Genomic DNA, 15,393 nt, shown 5'->3' on the forward strand with positions numbered 1-15,393 from the left:
TTTTCAAAAAGACATTTGTAACAAAAACACATCGTTTTTATAATAAAAGCGTTGATTCGACAGGTTTTTCAAACCTTTATATCATTGCAAAAAAGAAGAATTCATGTTTTAATTCCGTAGTGAAAGGTTATTCTAACAATAATCGCCATTTAAATAAATCTTGTTGGTGGGAGGTTTACATCAGCATATGTTGAGGAAAAATAATACCATGAATACTCGAAATGCTTACTTTGATAATGCTAAATTCGTATTAATCTTTTTAGTTGTATTTGGACACATGATTTCTCCGTACCGAACAGATAGTAGTGGAATGCTGTCTATTTACCACTTTATCTTTATTTTCCATATGCCTGTTTTTATTTTACTAGCAGGTTATTTCTCGAAAAATTTTCACAAAAAAGGATATTATAAAAAAATATTTACAAAGGTGGCTCTGCCTTACTTAGCTTTCCAAACCATCTATACGCTTTATTATAGTGTGCTTTATACGGATGAAACGTACACGCTTCAATATTTGGTTCCTAGATGGGCAATGTGGTTTCTACTGAGCTTAATTTTTTGGAAATTAATGCTGCCTTTCTTTGCGAAATTTCCGATGTGGATTAGCTTAACAGTCTCTATTTCGCTTGGACTTGCAATGGGCTTCATTGATATTGACGGATTTGATAAAATTCTAAGCATTAGCCGAATGTTTGTCTTCTTCCCGTTTTTCCTGTTAGGCTACTATTTGTCACAGCGACAAGAGCCTTTTACAAATCTTTTGACAGCGCGAAATCGAATCATTGCATCTATCGTATTGCTTGTTACTTTGATTGGAAGCTATTCTTTCCTAGATGACACGGCTTACACCGATATGCTGTATGGAACGAACACGTACGACAATGTAGCCGAATTTTTAATGCGCGTTTCTCACTACGGAATTGCTTTTCTTGTATCTTTTGCCTTTATGGCTTTGATTCCAACGCGTGGTTTTGCTTTAACAAGCATTGGGCAGCGATCATTATACGTGTATTTATTGCACGGCTTCATTTTAAAATGGTTCTTTACAACCGACTTCTCAAAAAGTCTAGAGCCAACATCGTGGGGTATTATCGTCTTAATCGCATTGTCCATTTTAGTAACCATGCTTCTCGGCAGCCGTATTGTCGATTGGTTCATCACCGTCACCAAGCTCACCGTTCAGTTTGTTACACCTAAAAAAGCCATTCAGAAATTTTCATTAGCATTCAAACGCACGTTTTCATAAAAGTCATACTCCTAAAGGAGTATGACTTTTTTCATTTTCTTTAGAGAAACCAAGTAAATAATTTCATTTTGCTGAATTTTATGTTAACGTTTTAATATCTAAAGGAAGGGAGTTTTCCAAGATGGAATTAGCATATTATGCTGGAAAGTTTAGAGATATCAATGAGGCTGTTATTCCAATTGATGAACGCGGTCACCAGTTTGGAGATGGTGTTTATGAATTTATTCGCGTATACAAAGGAGTTCCGTTTTCAATTGAACGTCATTTAGACCGCTTGGAGAGAAGTGCAAAAGCAATCTTTATTGAACTGCCTGTTTCAAGACAAGAGCTAAAGGACATCATTCATCAAGCAATGGAAAAATCAACGTTAAAAGACGCTGATATTTACATTCAAGTTACGCGCGGGATCGCTCCTCGAAATCATTTATTTCCCGACGCGCCTGCACAATTAGCACTCACAATACGCCACCCTCGCCAAACGCCTGAGGAAGCCTATGAAAAAGGAATTTCCACGCTTCTTTTAGAAGATGAACGATGGGCTAATTGCTATATCAAATCATTGAACCTACTTCCTAATCTTCTGGCCAAACAAGCTGCGGCTTCTAAAGGGTGTAAAGAAGCTATTCTAGTAAAAGACGGATACATAACCGAAGGGTCGAGCAGCAATGTATTTGCGATAAAAGACAGCGTCTTGTTCACGACTCCTGCCACAAGAAAAATTCTATCCGGTATTACGCGCGCTAACGTGTTGGAATGTGCGCAGGAGCAGGCCATTCAAATCCGAGAACAAAACATGACTCCTTCCTTTTTAAAAGACGCTGACGAAGTTTTTATTACAAGCACGTCTGTTGGTCTTTTGCCCGTTTCGAAAATAGATGAAGTCGAACTTCCAACTGTTCGTCCTGTTACAGTGGCTTTAAAACACGCCTACAGCCTACGTACTGCTGGAACAAATGCTTATCAATAAGCAAAACCGCCCCTTACAAAATAAGGGGCGGTTTCTTAGAATTTGAAGTAGTTGCGCTTTAATAATCTTGGTACTTTTAATAGCTCATCATACCGAATGGATTCATTAAGCTTTTTTGTGTCGATAAGAAGCAGCTGTGTTTCCACTTCTTCTATGGTCTCTTCTTCTTGATATGACATCCCGCAAGCTGAACAGCTGATACATGGCATATGAGTAATTTCAATACTTCTCGTTCCATCTGGCAATTCCCAGTATGCAGTATTCGTTGTTTCTACCGCTTTTTCTTCTTCGCACCATGCGCATTGAACAGTCATATTACAGGACCTCCTTAAGGTGATGGAGCATCGTCATTTTTACCTTCTTTTTTTAATTGAGCTTTAAACTTTTTATCTTTTAATTCATCTCTTTTTTCACGTTTATCTTTTAGGCTTTCGTGAGCACTATCACTTTCATACGTTTTACGTCTTTTGACTCTCCCTAGCCCTTCCGGTACAAGGTTGAATTGAGTGTCATTCATAAGACCCGAGATGCCAATGGAAGAATCCTTAGCATCAGATGCTGGATAAATAGCTCGAAAATAATCATCTGCACGCCCAGGCACGTAGCTTTCTGGCTCCGGATACGTCGTAATCACGCCTTCAAAGTTTCGCAGAACAACTTTACTTGCACTTTGACTAATAATATAGTTTGGCTGAACTGCAATCTTTCCTCCTCCTCCCGGAGCATCAATAACAAACGTTGGAACGGCATATCCAGACGTATGACCTCGTAGCCCTTCCATAATTTCGAGTCCTTTGGAAACAGGTGCGCGGAAATGCCCGATTCCTTCTGATAAATCACACTGATAAATATAGTAAGGGCGAACTCGTATTTTTACTAAATCATGCATAAGCTTTTTCATGATAGCTACACTGTCATTAATCCCAGCTAAAATAACCGCTTGATTTCCAACTGGAACTCCCGCATCGACAAGCATTTCACATGCCTTTTTTGTTTCTTCCGTAATTTCAATGGAGGTATTAAAGTGCGTATTCAACCAAACTGGATGATATTTCCTTAAAATTGCACATAAATTTTCTGTTATTCGCTGCGGAAACACAACGGGTGCTCTTGTGCCAATTCGAATAATTTCCACATGAGGAATAGCTCTTAAATTCTTCAAAATATATTCTAAAATATTGTCATTAATCAGCAAGCCATCACCGCCTGAAATGAGTACATCTCGTACTTCAGGTGTTTTAGCGATATAAGCAATCGCAGCATCTAGCTGTTTTTTTGGGACGCCCATTCCGATTTGTCCTGAAAACCTTCTTCGTGTACAGTATCTGCAGTACATGGAACATTGATTGGTAACTAAAAACAAGACACGATCAGGATAGCGATGAGTCAACCCTGGTACTGGAGAATCTTCGTCTTCATCTAGGGGATCTTCTAGATCGTATTTTGTTTTATGAAGTTCTTTGCCAACAGGAACAGACTGCATGCGAACGGGGCATCGAGGATCGTCTGGGTTCATTAAAGATGCATAGTAAGGCGTAATATTGAGCGGAATTGTTTTGGTTGAAATGCGTACTCCTTCTTCTTCTTCAGGAGTTAAGTTAATGACTTTTTTTAAATCGTCTAACGTTCGAATAGTGTTTGTTAATTGCCAAATCCAGTCATTCCATTTTTCTTCAGGAACATCTTTCCATAACTCAATGTCTTTCCAATGTCGGGACGGCTTATATAAATCATATAACATACAATCGCTCCTTTATGAAGATTTACTATTGTTATATGTTACAGCCCATAAATTGGTTAATTATTTCTCACCCCTTACTTTTTGACAAATCCTTCACCCATACATTCATATCTTCTAACGATTTATAGATGTAACAATTATTCGTTAGCCGTCCTGTATAGGTATAACGAAGCTGATGAAAAGCTGCATTCATCCCCATTGAAAGCGCTCTCGCTATTGTATATGCACAAAAAATATGCCGCTGTTTTAGCTCAACCTCTAGTGCGCTTAATAAATGCTTCATTAATCCATATTTTCGGTAAGCAGGAAGAGTTGCACAATCCGTTAGTTCAGCATTGTGATAAACGTAATCAATTTCAGCAGAGGCAGCGCTCACGATATCGTTCTTGTCAGCGATGACATAAAACAAACTACCTTCTTGAAGCAAACGAGAGAGATACTCTTCTTCGTAGAGGGGAGTAGGATATACTGTGAAGATTTGACGGTAGAGCTGAGAAAGCTGTTTAGCATCAGATGAAATTGCTCGGCGCATAATCAGTTGACTTGATAAAGGAGAATAATCAGATGTCGGCAAATTCCAAACATCTTGAAGCAGCTCGGTTTCTTTTAACGTCTCCCAGCTGTCTCGTCGGGATTGCGACGTATAGTAGCACAAAAGATACGCGTCACTTCCGTTAAAATAATGGGAAATAGTTGCTTCTAAAGAAAACCCCAAGCTCATCCAGTCCAAAAGATGTTCTGCACGTGCTTTTATAATCCACTTTTCGTACGTTCCCTTATCAATTTCTTTGTACATGTAGCTGTAAATATCTTTCACGTTTCCCCGGTAATCATCTATTCTCAGACGCTTGTTACATTCATCTAAAAAAAGAGCCATAGCAAAGGTTGGTTGACAAACATTTTCTTGTTTCGCCATTTGTTTGTATCCCCTCTCTCCTTTTTAGCTTAGTCCGCAATGCTGCACCAGTCTGCTACGGTGAGAGCAATAATTTCTGCTGCGTCAAGCATCGTTTGAATACAAATATACTCATTCGGAAAATGGGCCACTTCTGTTACGCCCGGTCCAAAAACAACTGTTGGAATATCTCCTACTTGTGACAATATCCCTCCGTCTGTTCCCCAAGGAGATGCTTCAATGATCGGCTGTTTCTGTTTCACTTGATAAAAGGAGGTTGAAAGAGAGGTCATAAGCGGATGCTCTAATTCAATTTCACCGGGAAGCCAGTGGGCCCCAAACCATTCCAAATCGACAGGATGTTCAGCAAACCACTCATCACACTGAGGCAAAAGTTCAAGCCACGATTTCATTTCTGCTCTGACATTCTTCATTTTTTCATGCGGAGCAACACCTATCCTGCCTTCTAATACTACTTGATCAGCGACTGAAGAAGGCCACGTTCCGCCTTGTATATTTCCGATATTAATCGGCACGGGAATGGGAATTTTATTATAGAGCGGGTCTGTAATCCGGCTGTTTCTCTCTTTTTCAAGGTGCTCAATATGTTTAAGCACAACAGCTGCTTTTTCAATGGCACTCACGCCTTCATAGCGAGTCCCTCCATGTGCTGCTACTCCATGTACGGTCACTCGAAACCACATGGAACCTTGCTGTTTAGGAAAAACTTTCATGTTGGTTGGTTCTGGAATAATTGCACCGTCTGCTTTATACCCTCTAAGTACGCATGAAAGTGTTCCTGCACCTCCGCTTTCCTCTTCTACTACACTTTGAAAAATAACATCTCCTTTTAATGAAATACCTAGCTCTTTCAGCGCTTGAATAGCTAAAAGTAACGACACATTCCCTCCTTTCATATCCGTCGCGCCGCGCCCATATAAATTTCCATCTTTTACAACTGCCGCATAAGGGTCTTCCCTCCACTGTGAAAGATCTCCAGGAGGCACCACATCAATATGCCCATTCAAAATGATGGATTTCCCTCCACCTTTCCCTTTTAACACGCCTACCACATTCGGGCTATCTCGAAAATTAGAACGGTTGGAGGCAAAAGCTTCGTGGGTACGAAGTACTTTTTCATCTGGTTCCCATATATCAATATCTAATTGCAACTGTCGAAGGCGTTCAATGACAATTGCCTGGGCATGCTTTTCAGAACCCTGTACGCTAGCTTCCTCTACGAAACGCTTGAGTAACCGCACTGCACTTTGACGATGCTCTGTCATCCAGTTATGAATAGATTGCTGTATGCTCATATAATGGCCCTCCTTATGATATCGTAATCAATTGATCACTCAGGCGAACTGTTGCTTCTGTTGAACCCAAAATATCCTCCACGGTATAAGGAGACATTAGCTCTGTTAAAAGAAGCGCGTCTTTTTCTACTTTAAAAACCGCCCGATCCGTAATAACTAATCCCACGCAGCCCGAAGCAGTAAGAGGCAAAGAACACGTCTTAACTAGCTTTGGTTTTCCTGTCTTGCTCGTATGATTCATCAGCACAATGACTTTTTTCGCTTTTTGAGCTAATTCCATCGCTCCTCCCATCCCCGGAACTCGCTTACCTGGCACAATCCAATTAGCTAAATCCCCTTTTTCACTCACTTCTAACGCACCAAGAATGGTCATATCGACATATCCTTTTCGAATCATCGCAAAGGCCGTAGCACTATCACAGTATGAAGCCCCTTGAACGGTAGTTGTTGGATAGCCTGCTGCATTGCAGACATTCTCATCTTCTTCACCTAAAGGAGGCGAAGATCCTAATCCTAAAATTCCGTTTTCAGCATGAAACATCACATGAACAGCGCTTGGTACGTAATTAGGAATAAGAGAAGGAATGCCGATCCCTAAGTTAACAATCATGCCGTTTTTAATTTCAGCCGCAGCACGTTTTGCGATACGATGACGAATATCTATTCCCAAACCCATTTCCAATTCACTCCTTTTGAAGGAACAATATAATCTACAAATACTCCTGACGTCATCACGTTCTCTGGGTCAATGTCGCCAAGAGGAACAATTTCATCCACTTCAGCGATGGTTATACGACCTGCCATTGCCATTAATGGATTAGTATTTCGAGCGCTTTTATCATAAAGCAAGTTTCCAAATGGATCAGCTTTTTTTGCATATACAAAAGCGATGTCGGCTGTGAGCGGTTTTTCAACTAAAAATGTCTTGCCGTCTACTTCTACTTTTTCTTTTCCAAATTGAATAATGTCATTTTCTATTCCTACATCAACCAGTACTCCTCCAAGTCCAACTCCTCCCGCTCGAATACGCTCGGCAAGCGTTCCTTGAGGGGAAAACTCAACTTTCAGCTTTTCTTCCGTCATCAGCGTTCCAGCTACTGGGTTCGATCCAATGTGAGAAGCGATCAGCTTTTGAATCCTTCCTTGACTAACCAATTTTCCCGCACCAATATGAGGAAAGCCTGCATCATTACAAATCAACGTGAAATTTGATTTTTTGCTTTCAATAAGACTCTCAATGAGAGAAGGCGGACTGCCTACTCCTCCAAACCCTCCTATCATTAGCGTAGCAGCATGATCGACATATTCAATCGCTTGTTCCACAGTTGTAATCTTTTGAAATGAGTTTTCGACCTTTGTCACTTATTTCACCTCATTTCTCTGTTTTTCATTTTGCACTTCATGTAATGTTTTCGAAAGCAGATCGACCGCTTCATCAAGTTGATGATGAGTAATCGTAAATGGTGGTGCAATAATAACACCGTCTCCTTCGACTCCGTCTGTTCCTGCTTGTGAAGGATAAAGGAGCAGACCATTTTTTTGGGCTTTACTTATTACGCGCGCCGTCATATTTTCAGAGGATGAAAAAGGCTCCTTCGTTTTTGGATTTCGCACAAGCTCAAGACCAATTAGTAAGCCTTTGCCTCGTATATCGCCAATGATAGGATAGAGAAGTTGAAGCTCCTTCAATTTTTCTACTAAATAAGCTCCTTTCAGCGCTACTTTTTGAACAAGATTATGCTTTTCAATATAGGTTAAAACTGCTAGCCCCACAGCGGATGACAGCGGGTTAGCGCTTAGCGTATGTCCGCTCATAATTAATTTGGATCCGTTCATGATAGGTTCAATCGTTTTGCTGCTCGCCAAGGTAACGGCTATCGGTGTATATCCTGCTCCCACTCCTTTTCCAAGAGTCATGATGTCCGGCTTAGCTCCCCAGTGCTCATACGCAAACATCACGCCTGTACGTCCAACGCCCGTCATGACTTCATCGGCTATCCATAACACATCATATTTATCACAAATTCCTCTTATCACTTCATAATAGCCCGCAGGAGGCGTAAGGGCTGCCCCGGCTGCTCCTACAATGGGCTCTGTAATAAAAGCAGCAATATGTTCAGGTCCAGTTCGTTTGATAACTGCTTCTAATTCGCGAGCACAGGCAAGATTACAGGATGGATAGGTTTGATGAAATGGACATCGATAGCAATAAGGAGGTGAGACGGAAGGGTAATCTTCAAGCAAAGAGGCGAAGCGTTTTCGTCTTCCAATGTGCCCGGACATAGAAAGAGCTCCTATTGTAATACCGTGATAGCTCATCCAGCGTGACAAAACCTTTGTTTTAGTAGGCTTTCCTTGCTCTTGAAAATGCTGGATTGCCGTTTTCATTGCCGTTTCAGTCGCTTCTGTCCCACTGTTAACAAAAAAGCTCCACTCAAAATGATTGCCGCTTAATTCACATAATTTTTTAGCTAAGGCTTCTGTCGTATCACTTGTAAATTGCGACCGGTATACGAACGCAACTTTCTGTGCCTGATCCGTCATCGCATCAATAATTTCTTTGACGCCGTGTCCGATACTTGCTGTGACTGCCCCTGACGAAGCATCTATGTACCTTTTTCCATTTTGGTCGTACAAATAAATCCCTTTTCCATATGAAATAACTGGATAATCGTCGTCGAGCAGCGGCTTTATCACATGGGTTTTATTCATTTCCGCACTCTCCTTTCAAACACACACTCTTATTAAACTGTATGCTGAAAAGAAGAGTTTCTTGCCAATAAAAAAAGCCCTAGCATATAGCTAGAGCTTTTACACTTACTAAGCTGATTGCGTTACAGATTTATCGATACGCTTTGCTTCTGACTCAGCCATGATAACAGCACATGCAGCGTCTCCCCTAATATTTACAGATATACAAATATAGATGTATGAAATCATCGCTTGAATAATATTCAAAGGCAACATATCAGTGAATTTTTTCATTTAACATTTCTTTGGCCTTCAAAAAAGATTGTTCATATAGCAAAACACTAACGCACTTCTTTCCAGCTGTTAATTTTTATCATTTTTGTTACAATAAAGTTATCTAATTTTACCAAGGAGACCTACATATGTTTAAAGTATTAATTGTAGAAGACGACCCTAAAATTGCCAGTTTGTTAGAAGAACATTTGCACAAATACGGATTAGAGGCCCAGTCTGTCAAAAATTTCGACACCATTCTAAATGAATTTCAAGAGATTAATCCCCATCTTGTACTTCTTGATGTAAACTTACCAAAATTTGATGGATTTTATTGGTGCAGACAAATACGGGCATTATCGACTTGTCCTATTCTATTTATTTCTGCTCGAGACGGGAAAATGGATCAGGTAATGGCTTTGGAAAATGGAGCTGATGATTATATTACAAAACCGTTTGATTATGATATTGCTATAGCTAAAATCAACAGCCACCTGCGTCGTGCCTATGGTTCCTATGCAGCGAATAAACAAGAAAGAATCATTCGTATCGAAGAATTAACATTATTTCCAGAAAGACTCACACTCGAATTTAATTGTAAAATCATAGAGCTTAGTCATACAGAAAGTAAAATTATTGAAGCACTTATCGAAAGAGCAGAGAGAGTTGTAAGCAGAGACAAGCTGCTTGAAAAGATTTGGGATGACCAGCCGTTTGTAGATGAGAATACATTAAATGTATATATGACTCGTGTACGAAAAAAGTTGAAAGATATAGGGATAGAAAAAGCGGTTGAGACAATAAGAGGAACAGGATACATCTTCCACCCAGCACGGGGGTTAAAAAAGTGAAATTATTTTTAACAGAACATGTCCCTTTTACTATTTTTTATTTCGTTCAGCTCTTTTTAACATGTCTGATTTGCTGGTTAGACGGCTTTACTCACCTTTTTACTCTTTTGTATGCTTGCTTATTAAGCACCGCTCTTTACATAGGTTATTTAGTATACCGCTACGTTTCTCATCGTGATTTTTATATGCGCTTATCTGCACCTTCTCTTCAACCAGAGGGATTGATGAGCTCTTCTCAAAGAAGTCCTTTAACGAAAGCACTTAGAGAGTCTTTATCAAGTCAGTTTGAACAATTTCATAATAAACTTTACGCATCTGAACATCAGTTAAATAAACAAATTACCTTTATTAATCAATGGGTGCATCATATGAAGACTCCGCTATCCGTAATTTACTTAACTATTCAAGATCAAGACGATCCTATATTCACTAGTATTCAAGATGAAGTAGATCGTATCCAAAAAGGGCTTGAAACCATTTTATATACGTCAAGATTGTCAGTCTTCTCTCATGACTTCCAAGCAGAAAGCATTTCGCTCGCACAATTTGTTAAAGACGTCTGTTCTTCTCATAAGCGGTTGTTTATTCGAAATCGTGTCTATCCCTCTATAGAAATAGATGATCAGGCAGTGGTCGCTTCTGATGAAAAATGGCTTGCTTTTGTCCTGACTCAACTGTTAACGAATGCCGTACGCTACTCTGCAAACATCAGTCAAACAATAGCTATTTCCTCTTACAAACGTGGAAAACAGCTCGTGCTCGAAATAAAAGACTTTGGCATCGGCATTCCTCCTCAAGACCAAAAACGTGTGTTTAATGCCTATTTCACTGGTGAAAACGGACGAAAATACCAAGAATCTACCGGAATGGGCCTGTATTTAGTAAAAGAAATTTGTAAGCAATTAAATCATCATGTCGAATTGGATTCCAAACAAGACGTGGGTACATCCGTACGTCTAGTCTTTCAGCAAAACCTGGCAGATTCTCCGTTGATAAAGAGACCTTTGTAGGTCTTTTTTCATTTCCTTACAATGTTGTAAGGTTTCTGTAAGATAAACCATTGGAAACACCTTACAAAAACTAGGTAAAATAAATACGTACTCAACATTACATTTATAAAAAGTTGAAAGGAGTTTTTTATGTCTACTATATTAGAAGTTCGAAATTTAACCAAAATATACGAAGGAAAAGTATCATACAAAGCGCTTGATGGCATTCATTTTTCAATCGAAAAAGGTGAATTTGTCGGGATTATGGGTCCTTCAGGTAGCGGAAAAACGACGCTTTTAAATATGGTATCAACTATTGATACTCCAACGGCCGGTGAGATAACGATTAACGGGCGAAATCCTCATAAGTTAAAAAAGAAAGATATCGCGCTGTTTCGCCGCCGAGAGCTTGGCTTTGTATTTCAATATTTCAATTTACTTGATACGCTGACAGTAGAAGAAAATATTATTCTGCCTCTTACGCTCGATAAAGTAAATGTAAAAGAAATGGCTGAACGCGTCGTGTCCGTTACTCGTAAGCTAGGGATTGAAGGTATTTTAAAGAAAAGAACGTACGAAGTTTCGGGAGGACAGATGCAGCGTACAGCCATTGCGAGAGCTATTATACATCACCCTCAGCTAATTCTAGCCGATGAGCCTACCGGAAACTTAGATTCCAAAGCATCAAAAGATGTGATGGAAACACTTCAGCACTTAAATAAAGAAGAAAATGCAACAATGATGATGGTAACTCATGATGCCTTAGCAGCTAGCTATTGTGATCGCGTTATTTTTATTAAAGATGGTGAACTTTACAATGAAATTTACCGCGGGCAAAACCGTCAGGCCTTTTATCAGCAGATTATAGATGTGTTATCAGTATTAGGAGGAGACGCTCATGAACTTTCGGCAGCTCGCTTTTAATAACGTCTTTCGAAACAAACGCACGTATGCCGCTTACTTTTTAAGCAGTGCTTTTTCAGTAACCATCTTCTTTTTATATGCCGTTTTTATTTTTCATCCCGATATTGAAGAAGGTGTAACAAGAGAAATTGCTAAAAAAGGCATGACAGCCGCTGAATATATTATTTATGTCTTTTCTTTTTTCTTTGTCCTTTATTCTGTAAGTGCCTTTTTGAAATCACGCAAACGGGAATTTGGGATTTTCATCATGCACGGAATGTCTAAAAGTCAGCTTAATACGATGATTTTTTTAGAAAACATGATTATTGGGTTCGCTGCGACCATCACCGGTATCGGCGTGGGTATGCTTCTAGCCAAGCTTTATTTATTGATTGGCTCTAATATTATTTCGATGGACGAGCTTCGCTTTTATATTTCATGGAAAGCACTTCTTTTAACCGTTGTCGCTTTTACAACATTGTTTTTAGTTATTTCGTTTTTTACTAGCTTCTTTGTTCGAACAAATAAACTTTTGGACCTATTTCAATCAGCGAATAAGCCTAAGAAAGAGCCAAAAGTGTCTGTTATTCTATCTTTAATCGCAGCTGTACTGCTCGGAGGCGGATATTATTTAGCTGCGACCACAACTCTACAAACCATAGGAATTCGCTTTTTCCCTGTAATCCTTATGACGATTGTGGGTACGTATTTCTTTTACACACAGCTTAGCGTCTTTTTACTCAAACTTGTGAAGCGAAATAAATACTTTTATTGGAAACAAACAAGGCTCGTCACGATTTCAGATCTTGCTTATCGAATGAAAGATAATGCTCGCATGTTTTTTCTTGTGACAATTGTTTCGGCTGTGGCTTTTTGTGCAATTGGTGCTCTATCTGCTTTTGGAGGATTTAAGAAAGTATACGAAGAAAAGGCTCAATTTCCTGTTGTTTATCAGTCTGCTGAAAAAAATCCACAGGAAGCGAAGCATTTGCAAGCTATTGAACAAGATTTTCAAAAAGAGCATTTGCCTTTTACTAAGATCCAAACCACAGTTGTTGCTCAAACGGATAAGAAAACAAAGCAGTCTGTTGAACTTATGAAACTGTCAGATTACAACAAATTGGCTAAAACAGTACATGAACCTACTTTATTCTTGAAAGGAAATCAAGCTTATAAAGTCGAAACTGTGATGTATAATCCAGCTCCGCAGAAGCTTCCTGCCTCAGTTGATTTAGCAGAGAGCAACTTTTCTATTAAACCTGTTAAAAAAATTAAAAACAATCTAATCAGTGCAGGAATTATTGGATATAACGTCTATATTTTATCCGACTCCCTATTTAACCAAATTAAAAACCCGCTGCATCCTGTCCATTATTATAGCTACTACACGGAAGAGTGGATGGCTACTAAAAAAATTGGTAAAGAAATTTACGGAAGTAAAAACGGCATCTATACGGGTTCTTACTCAAGCACACCAGAATTTTCATACACATCCAACGGCTATGACTATACTATGATGGCCGATACGTACAAAACCATGCTGTTTGTTGCCCTTTTAGTCGGATGTGTTTTCTTTATCGCAGCCGGAAGCTTTTTATACTTCCGCCTGTACACAGACCTTGACTATGACAAGCGTCAATACAGCACAATTGCTAAAGTAGGCTTAACGGAAAAAGAGCTGAATAAAATTATTACACCCCAGCTTCTTTTACTGTTTTTTATTCCTTTAGCCATTGCATTTGTACACAGCGTTTTTGCTTTTATTGCGCTTCAAAGTATGTTTGAATTTTCAATTCTAAAAGAAACGGCTGTTGTTCTTCTAGGTTTTGGAGCGGTACAAGTTCTTTACTTTTTACTTATTCGCTCTCGTTATTTAACACATATAAAAAAAGCCGTGATGTAAATAAAAGAGGCCGTGACGGCCTCTTTTTTTATACAGTAACAGGTTCAGAACTTGCTTTGCGCTTCTTTAATTTTTCAACGATATCACGCGCTACCCACACACCGCACGCGCTTGCCTGTGCCAGCCCTCGGGTAATACCAGCTCCGTCTCCTCCCACATATAAACCGGAAATTTCAGTTTCAAACTTATCGTTTAGCTTCGGACGAGCTGAGTAAAATTTCGCTTCCACACCGTAAAACAGCGTATGTTCAGATGCTAAACCAGGTGTTACATGATCCAGTGCTTCTGTCATTTCAATTAAGCTTTTCATCGTATTGTAAGGAAGCACTAAGCCCAAATCACCAGGCACAGCTTCTTTTAACGTTGGTTCTAAGAAGCCTTCTTTAATTCGAGTAGCTGTTGAACGACGCCCCTTTAAAATATCTCCGTACTTTTGAACAACCAAGCCGCCGTTTGACAGCATATTAGCTAATCTTGATACTTCGTGCGCGTATTCGTTAGGCTGATCAAATGGATCCGAAAATTTATGAGAAACAAGGAGTGCAAAGTTCGTGTTTTGACTTCCAAGCTTTGGATCTTTGTATGCGTGCCCATTTGCTAACATAATACCTGAATGATTTTCTACTACCACATGTCCTGAAGGATTGCTGCAGAACGTTCTGACTCTTGTACCTACAGACGTATTGTAAATGAATTTTCCTTCGTACAAGTGCTTGTTGATTTCTTCCATAACAACGTTAGATGTTTCTACTCGAACACCGATGTCCACTTGATTGTTAATCATTTTTAAGCGGCGTTTTTTTAGTAAGTCGCTCATCCACTTCGAGCCGTCTCGACCTGGTGAAACCACGACTTTATCAGCTGTAATTCTTTCACCATTTTTTAATTCAATTCCGCGCACAATATGCTGACCGTCTTCTTTTTCTGTTACTAAGTCAGCTACTTCCGTTTTATACTGCATATCAATTTTTTCTTTTAAGTATTCATAAATGCTTTTTAAAATTTCTAAGTTCTGCTCCGTCCCTAAATGACGAACCTGTGCACGCAGCAGCTTTAATCCTGCTGCGTATCCACGTTTTTCAATTTCACGAACTTTATTTGTTAACGGATCCGTAATCGTATCGGTTGCTCCGTGTTTTAAATTAATTTCATCTACATATTTAATTAAATCTACCACCTGTGATTCAGGAAGATAATCCGTCATCCAGCCTCCAAATTCGCTGGTGATATTAAATTTTCCGTCTGAATATGCGCCGGCTCCACCGAAACCATTTGTGATAGAACAGGCAGGCAAACAGCCAGCAAAATCTTTTTTGCCAACCGCAGGCGGGCATTTTTCAATTTTTTTCTGAAGAATCGGACAATTACGTCGATAGATATCGTGTCCTTTATCGATTAATAAAATAGTTGCTTCTGGTAATTTTAACGTTAACTCGTAACAAGTAAAAATTCCAGCGGGCCCTGCCCCTACCACAATAACATCATAATTTGATTTCATTGTACATTCTCCCATCATCTTTTTTCTTTGGGTAAAAGATAAAAGTTATTGACCGAATTTTCTTTTTTTATTATCATTCGGTTATTTTCTAGCCATTTGATAATATATCAAAAACAAACT

At 39.2% G+C, this 15,393-nt stretch carries 14 protein-coding genes; 6 read left to right on the plus strand and 8 right to left on the minus strand.

Annotation, left to right across the window (positions count from 1 at the left end):
- Positions 1-208: 208 nt before the first annotated feature.
- A complete protein-coding gene (locus ACLHDF_RS04325) occupies positions 209-1,246 on the plus strand; it encodes an acyltransferase family protein (RefSeq protein ID WP_413917771.1) in 1,038 nt (345 codons plus the stop codon).
- A 121-nt stretch (positions 1,247-1,367) separates the two neighbouring features.
- Positions 1,368-2,213, plus strand: a complete 846-nt coding sequence (gene dat, locus ACLHDF_RS04330; RefSeq protein WP_413917772.1) for a D-amino-acid transaminase — start codon at positions 1,368-1,370, stop codon at positions 2,211-2,213.
- 35 nt (positions 2,214-2,248) lie between these two features.
- Here the strand turns inward: dat and ACLHDF_RS04335 are convergent, their stop codons facing one another.
- The 7 genes from ACLHDF_RS04335 to ACLHDF_RS04365 form a co-directional block, all read right to left on the minus strand.
- Positions 2,249-2,527, minus strand: a complete 279-nt coding sequence (locus tag ACLHDF_RS04335) for a YokU family protein (protein WP_413917773.1) — start codon at positions 2,525-2,527, stop codon at positions 2,249-2,251.
- Positions 2,528-2,541: 14 nt separating this feature from the next.
- Positions 2,542-3,954 (minus strand): lysine 2,3-aminomutase, encoded by a 1,413-nt coding sequence (gene ablA, locus ACLHDF_RS04340; RefSeq protein ID WP_413917774.1) that lies wholly within the window; start codon positions 3,952-3,954, stop codon positions 2,542-2,544.
- Positions 3,955-4,021: 67 nt separating this feature from the next.
- Positions 4,022-4,870, minus strand: a complete 849-nt coding sequence (ablB, locus tag ACLHDF_RS04345) for a putative beta-lysine N-acetyltransferase (RefSeq protein WP_413917775.1) — start codon at positions 4,868-4,870, stop codon at positions 4,022-4,024.
- 29 nt (positions 4,871-4,899) lie between these two features.
- Positions 4,900-6,165 (minus strand): peptidase, encoded by a 1,266-nt coding sequence (locus tag ACLHDF_RS04350; RefSeq protein ID WP_413917776.1) that lies wholly within the window; start codon positions 6,163-6,165, stop codon positions 4,900-4,902.
- A gap of 13 nt (positions 6,166-6,178) precedes the next feature.
- Positions 6,179-6,841: a 3-oxoacid CoA-transferase subunit B gene (locus tag ACLHDF_RS04355; protein WP_413917777.1), complete on the minus strand. Its 663-nt coding sequence runs from the start codon at positions 6,839-6,841 to the stop codon at positions 6,179-6,181.
- A complete protein-coding gene (locus ACLHDF_RS04360) occupies positions 6,826-7,527 on the minus strand; it encodes a CoA transferase subunit A (RefSeq protein WP_413917778.1) in 702 nt (233 codons plus the stop codon). Before ACLHDF_RS04360 ends, ACLHDF_RS04355 begins: the two co-directional genes overlap by 16 nt.
- The gene (locus ACLHDF_RS04365) at positions 7,528-8,877 is read right to left on the minus strand and encodes an aspartate aminotransferase family protein (RefSeq protein ID WP_413917779.1); all 1,350 of its coding nucleotides are present in this window, start codon (positions 8,875-8,877) and stop codon (positions 7,528-7,530) included. It abuts the gene before it with no gap.
- A gap of 401 nt (positions 8,878-9,278) precedes the next feature.
- On the opposite strand from ACLHDF_RS04365, the gene ACLHDF_RS04370 reads away from it, so the two are divergent.
- From ACLHDF_RS04370 to ACLHDF_RS04385, 4 genes are all read left to right on the plus strand, one after another.
- The gene (locus tag ACLHDF_RS04370; RefSeq protein WP_413917780.1) at positions 9,279-9,980 is read left to right on the plus strand and encodes a response regulator transcription factor; all 702 of its coding nucleotides are present in this window, start codon (positions 9,279-9,281) and stop codon (positions 9,978-9,980) included.
- Positions 9,977-10,990, plus strand: a complete 1,014-nt coding sequence (locus ACLHDF_RS04375) for a sensor histidine kinase (protein ID WP_413917781.1) — start codon at positions 9,977-9,979, stop codon at positions 10,988-10,990. The genes ACLHDF_RS04370 and ACLHDF_RS04375 overlap by 4 nt, the downstream gene beginning before the upstream one ends.
- 129 nt (positions 10,991-11,119) lie before the next feature.
- Positions 11,120-11,893 carry an ABC transporter ATP-binding protein gene (locus tag ACLHDF_RS04380; protein ID WP_413917782.1) on the plus strand — a complete coding sequence of 258 codons (774 nt, stop codon included), beginning with the start codon at positions 11,120-11,122 and terminating at the stop codon, positions 11,891-11,893.
- Positions 11,868-13,775, plus strand: coding sequence for an ABC transporter permease (locus ACLHDF_RS04385; protein WP_413917783.1), 1,908 nt, complete (start codon positions 11,868-11,870; stop codon positions 13,773-13,775). Before ACLHDF_RS04380 ends, ACLHDF_RS04385 begins: the two co-directional genes overlap by 26 nt.
- A 28-nt stretch (positions 13,776-13,803) precedes the next feature.
- Here the strand turns inward: ACLHDF_RS04385 and ACLHDF_RS04390 are convergent, their stop codons facing one another.
- On the minus strand, positions 13,804-15,273 hold the full coding sequence (locus tag ACLHDF_RS04390) for an NAD(P)/FAD-dependent oxidoreductase (RefSeq protein WP_413917784.1): 1,470 nt from the start codon (positions 15,271-15,273) through the stop codon (positions 13,804-13,806).
- Positions 15,274-15,393 lie beyond the last annotated feature (120 nt).

This window comes from Priestia megaterium, assembly GCF_046599315.1.
Classification (GTDB): domain Bacteria; phylum Bacillota; class Bacilli; order Bacillales; family Bacillaceae_H; genus Priestia; species Priestia megaterium_F.

Excerpts from the sequence above, each read along its gene's own strand:
- ACLHDF_RS04370 (WP_413917780.1), top strand. The coding sequence starts at position 9,279 with ATGTTTAAAGTATTAATTGTAGAAGACGACCCTAAAATTGCCAGTTTG.
- ablA (WP_413917774.1), bottom strand. The coding sequence starts at position 3,954 with ATGTTATATGATTTATATAAGCCGTCCCGACATTGGAAAGACATTGAG.
- dat (WP_413917772.1), top strand. The coding sequence starts at position 1,368 with ATGGAATTAGCATATTATGCTGGAAAGTTTAGAGATATCAATGAGGCT.
- ACLHDF_RS04365 (WP_413917779.1), bottom strand. The coding sequence starts at position 8,877 with ATGAATAAAACCCATGTGATAAAGCCGCTGCTCGACGACGATTATCCA.
- ACLHDF_RS04380 (WP_413917782.1), top strand. The coding sequence starts at position 11,120 with ATGTCTACTATATTAGAAGTTCGAAATTTAACCAAAATATACGAAGGA.
- ACLHDF_RS04350 (WP_413917776.1), bottom strand. The coding sequence starts at position 6,165 with ATGAGCATACAGCAATCTATTCATAACTGGATGACAGAGCATCGTCAA.
- ACLHDF_RS04355 (WP_413917777.1), bottom strand. The coding sequence starts at position 6,841 with ATGGGTTTGGGAATAGATATTCGTCATCGTATCGCAAAACGTGCTGCG.
- ACLHDF_RS04325 (WP_413917771.1), top strand. The coding sequence starts at position 209 with ATGAATACTCGAAATGCTTACTTTGATAATGCTAAATTCGTATTAATC.
- ACLHDF_RS04385 (WP_413917783.1), top strand. The coding sequence starts at position 11,868 with ATGAACTTTCGGCAGCTCGCTTTTAATAACGTCTTTCGAAACAAACGC.
- ACLHDF_RS04335 (WP_413917773.1), bottom strand. The coding sequence starts at position 2,527 with ATGACTGTTCAATGCGCATGGTGCGAAGAAGAAAAAGCGGTAGAAACA.
- ablB (WP_413917775.1), bottom strand. The coding sequence starts at position 4,870 with ATGGCGAAACAAGAAAATGTTTGTCAACCAACCTTTGCTATGGCTCTT.
- ACLHDF_RS04390 (WP_413917784.1), bottom strand. The coding sequence starts at position 15,273 with ATGAAATCAAATTATGATGTTATTGTGGTAGGGGCAGGGCCCGCTGGA.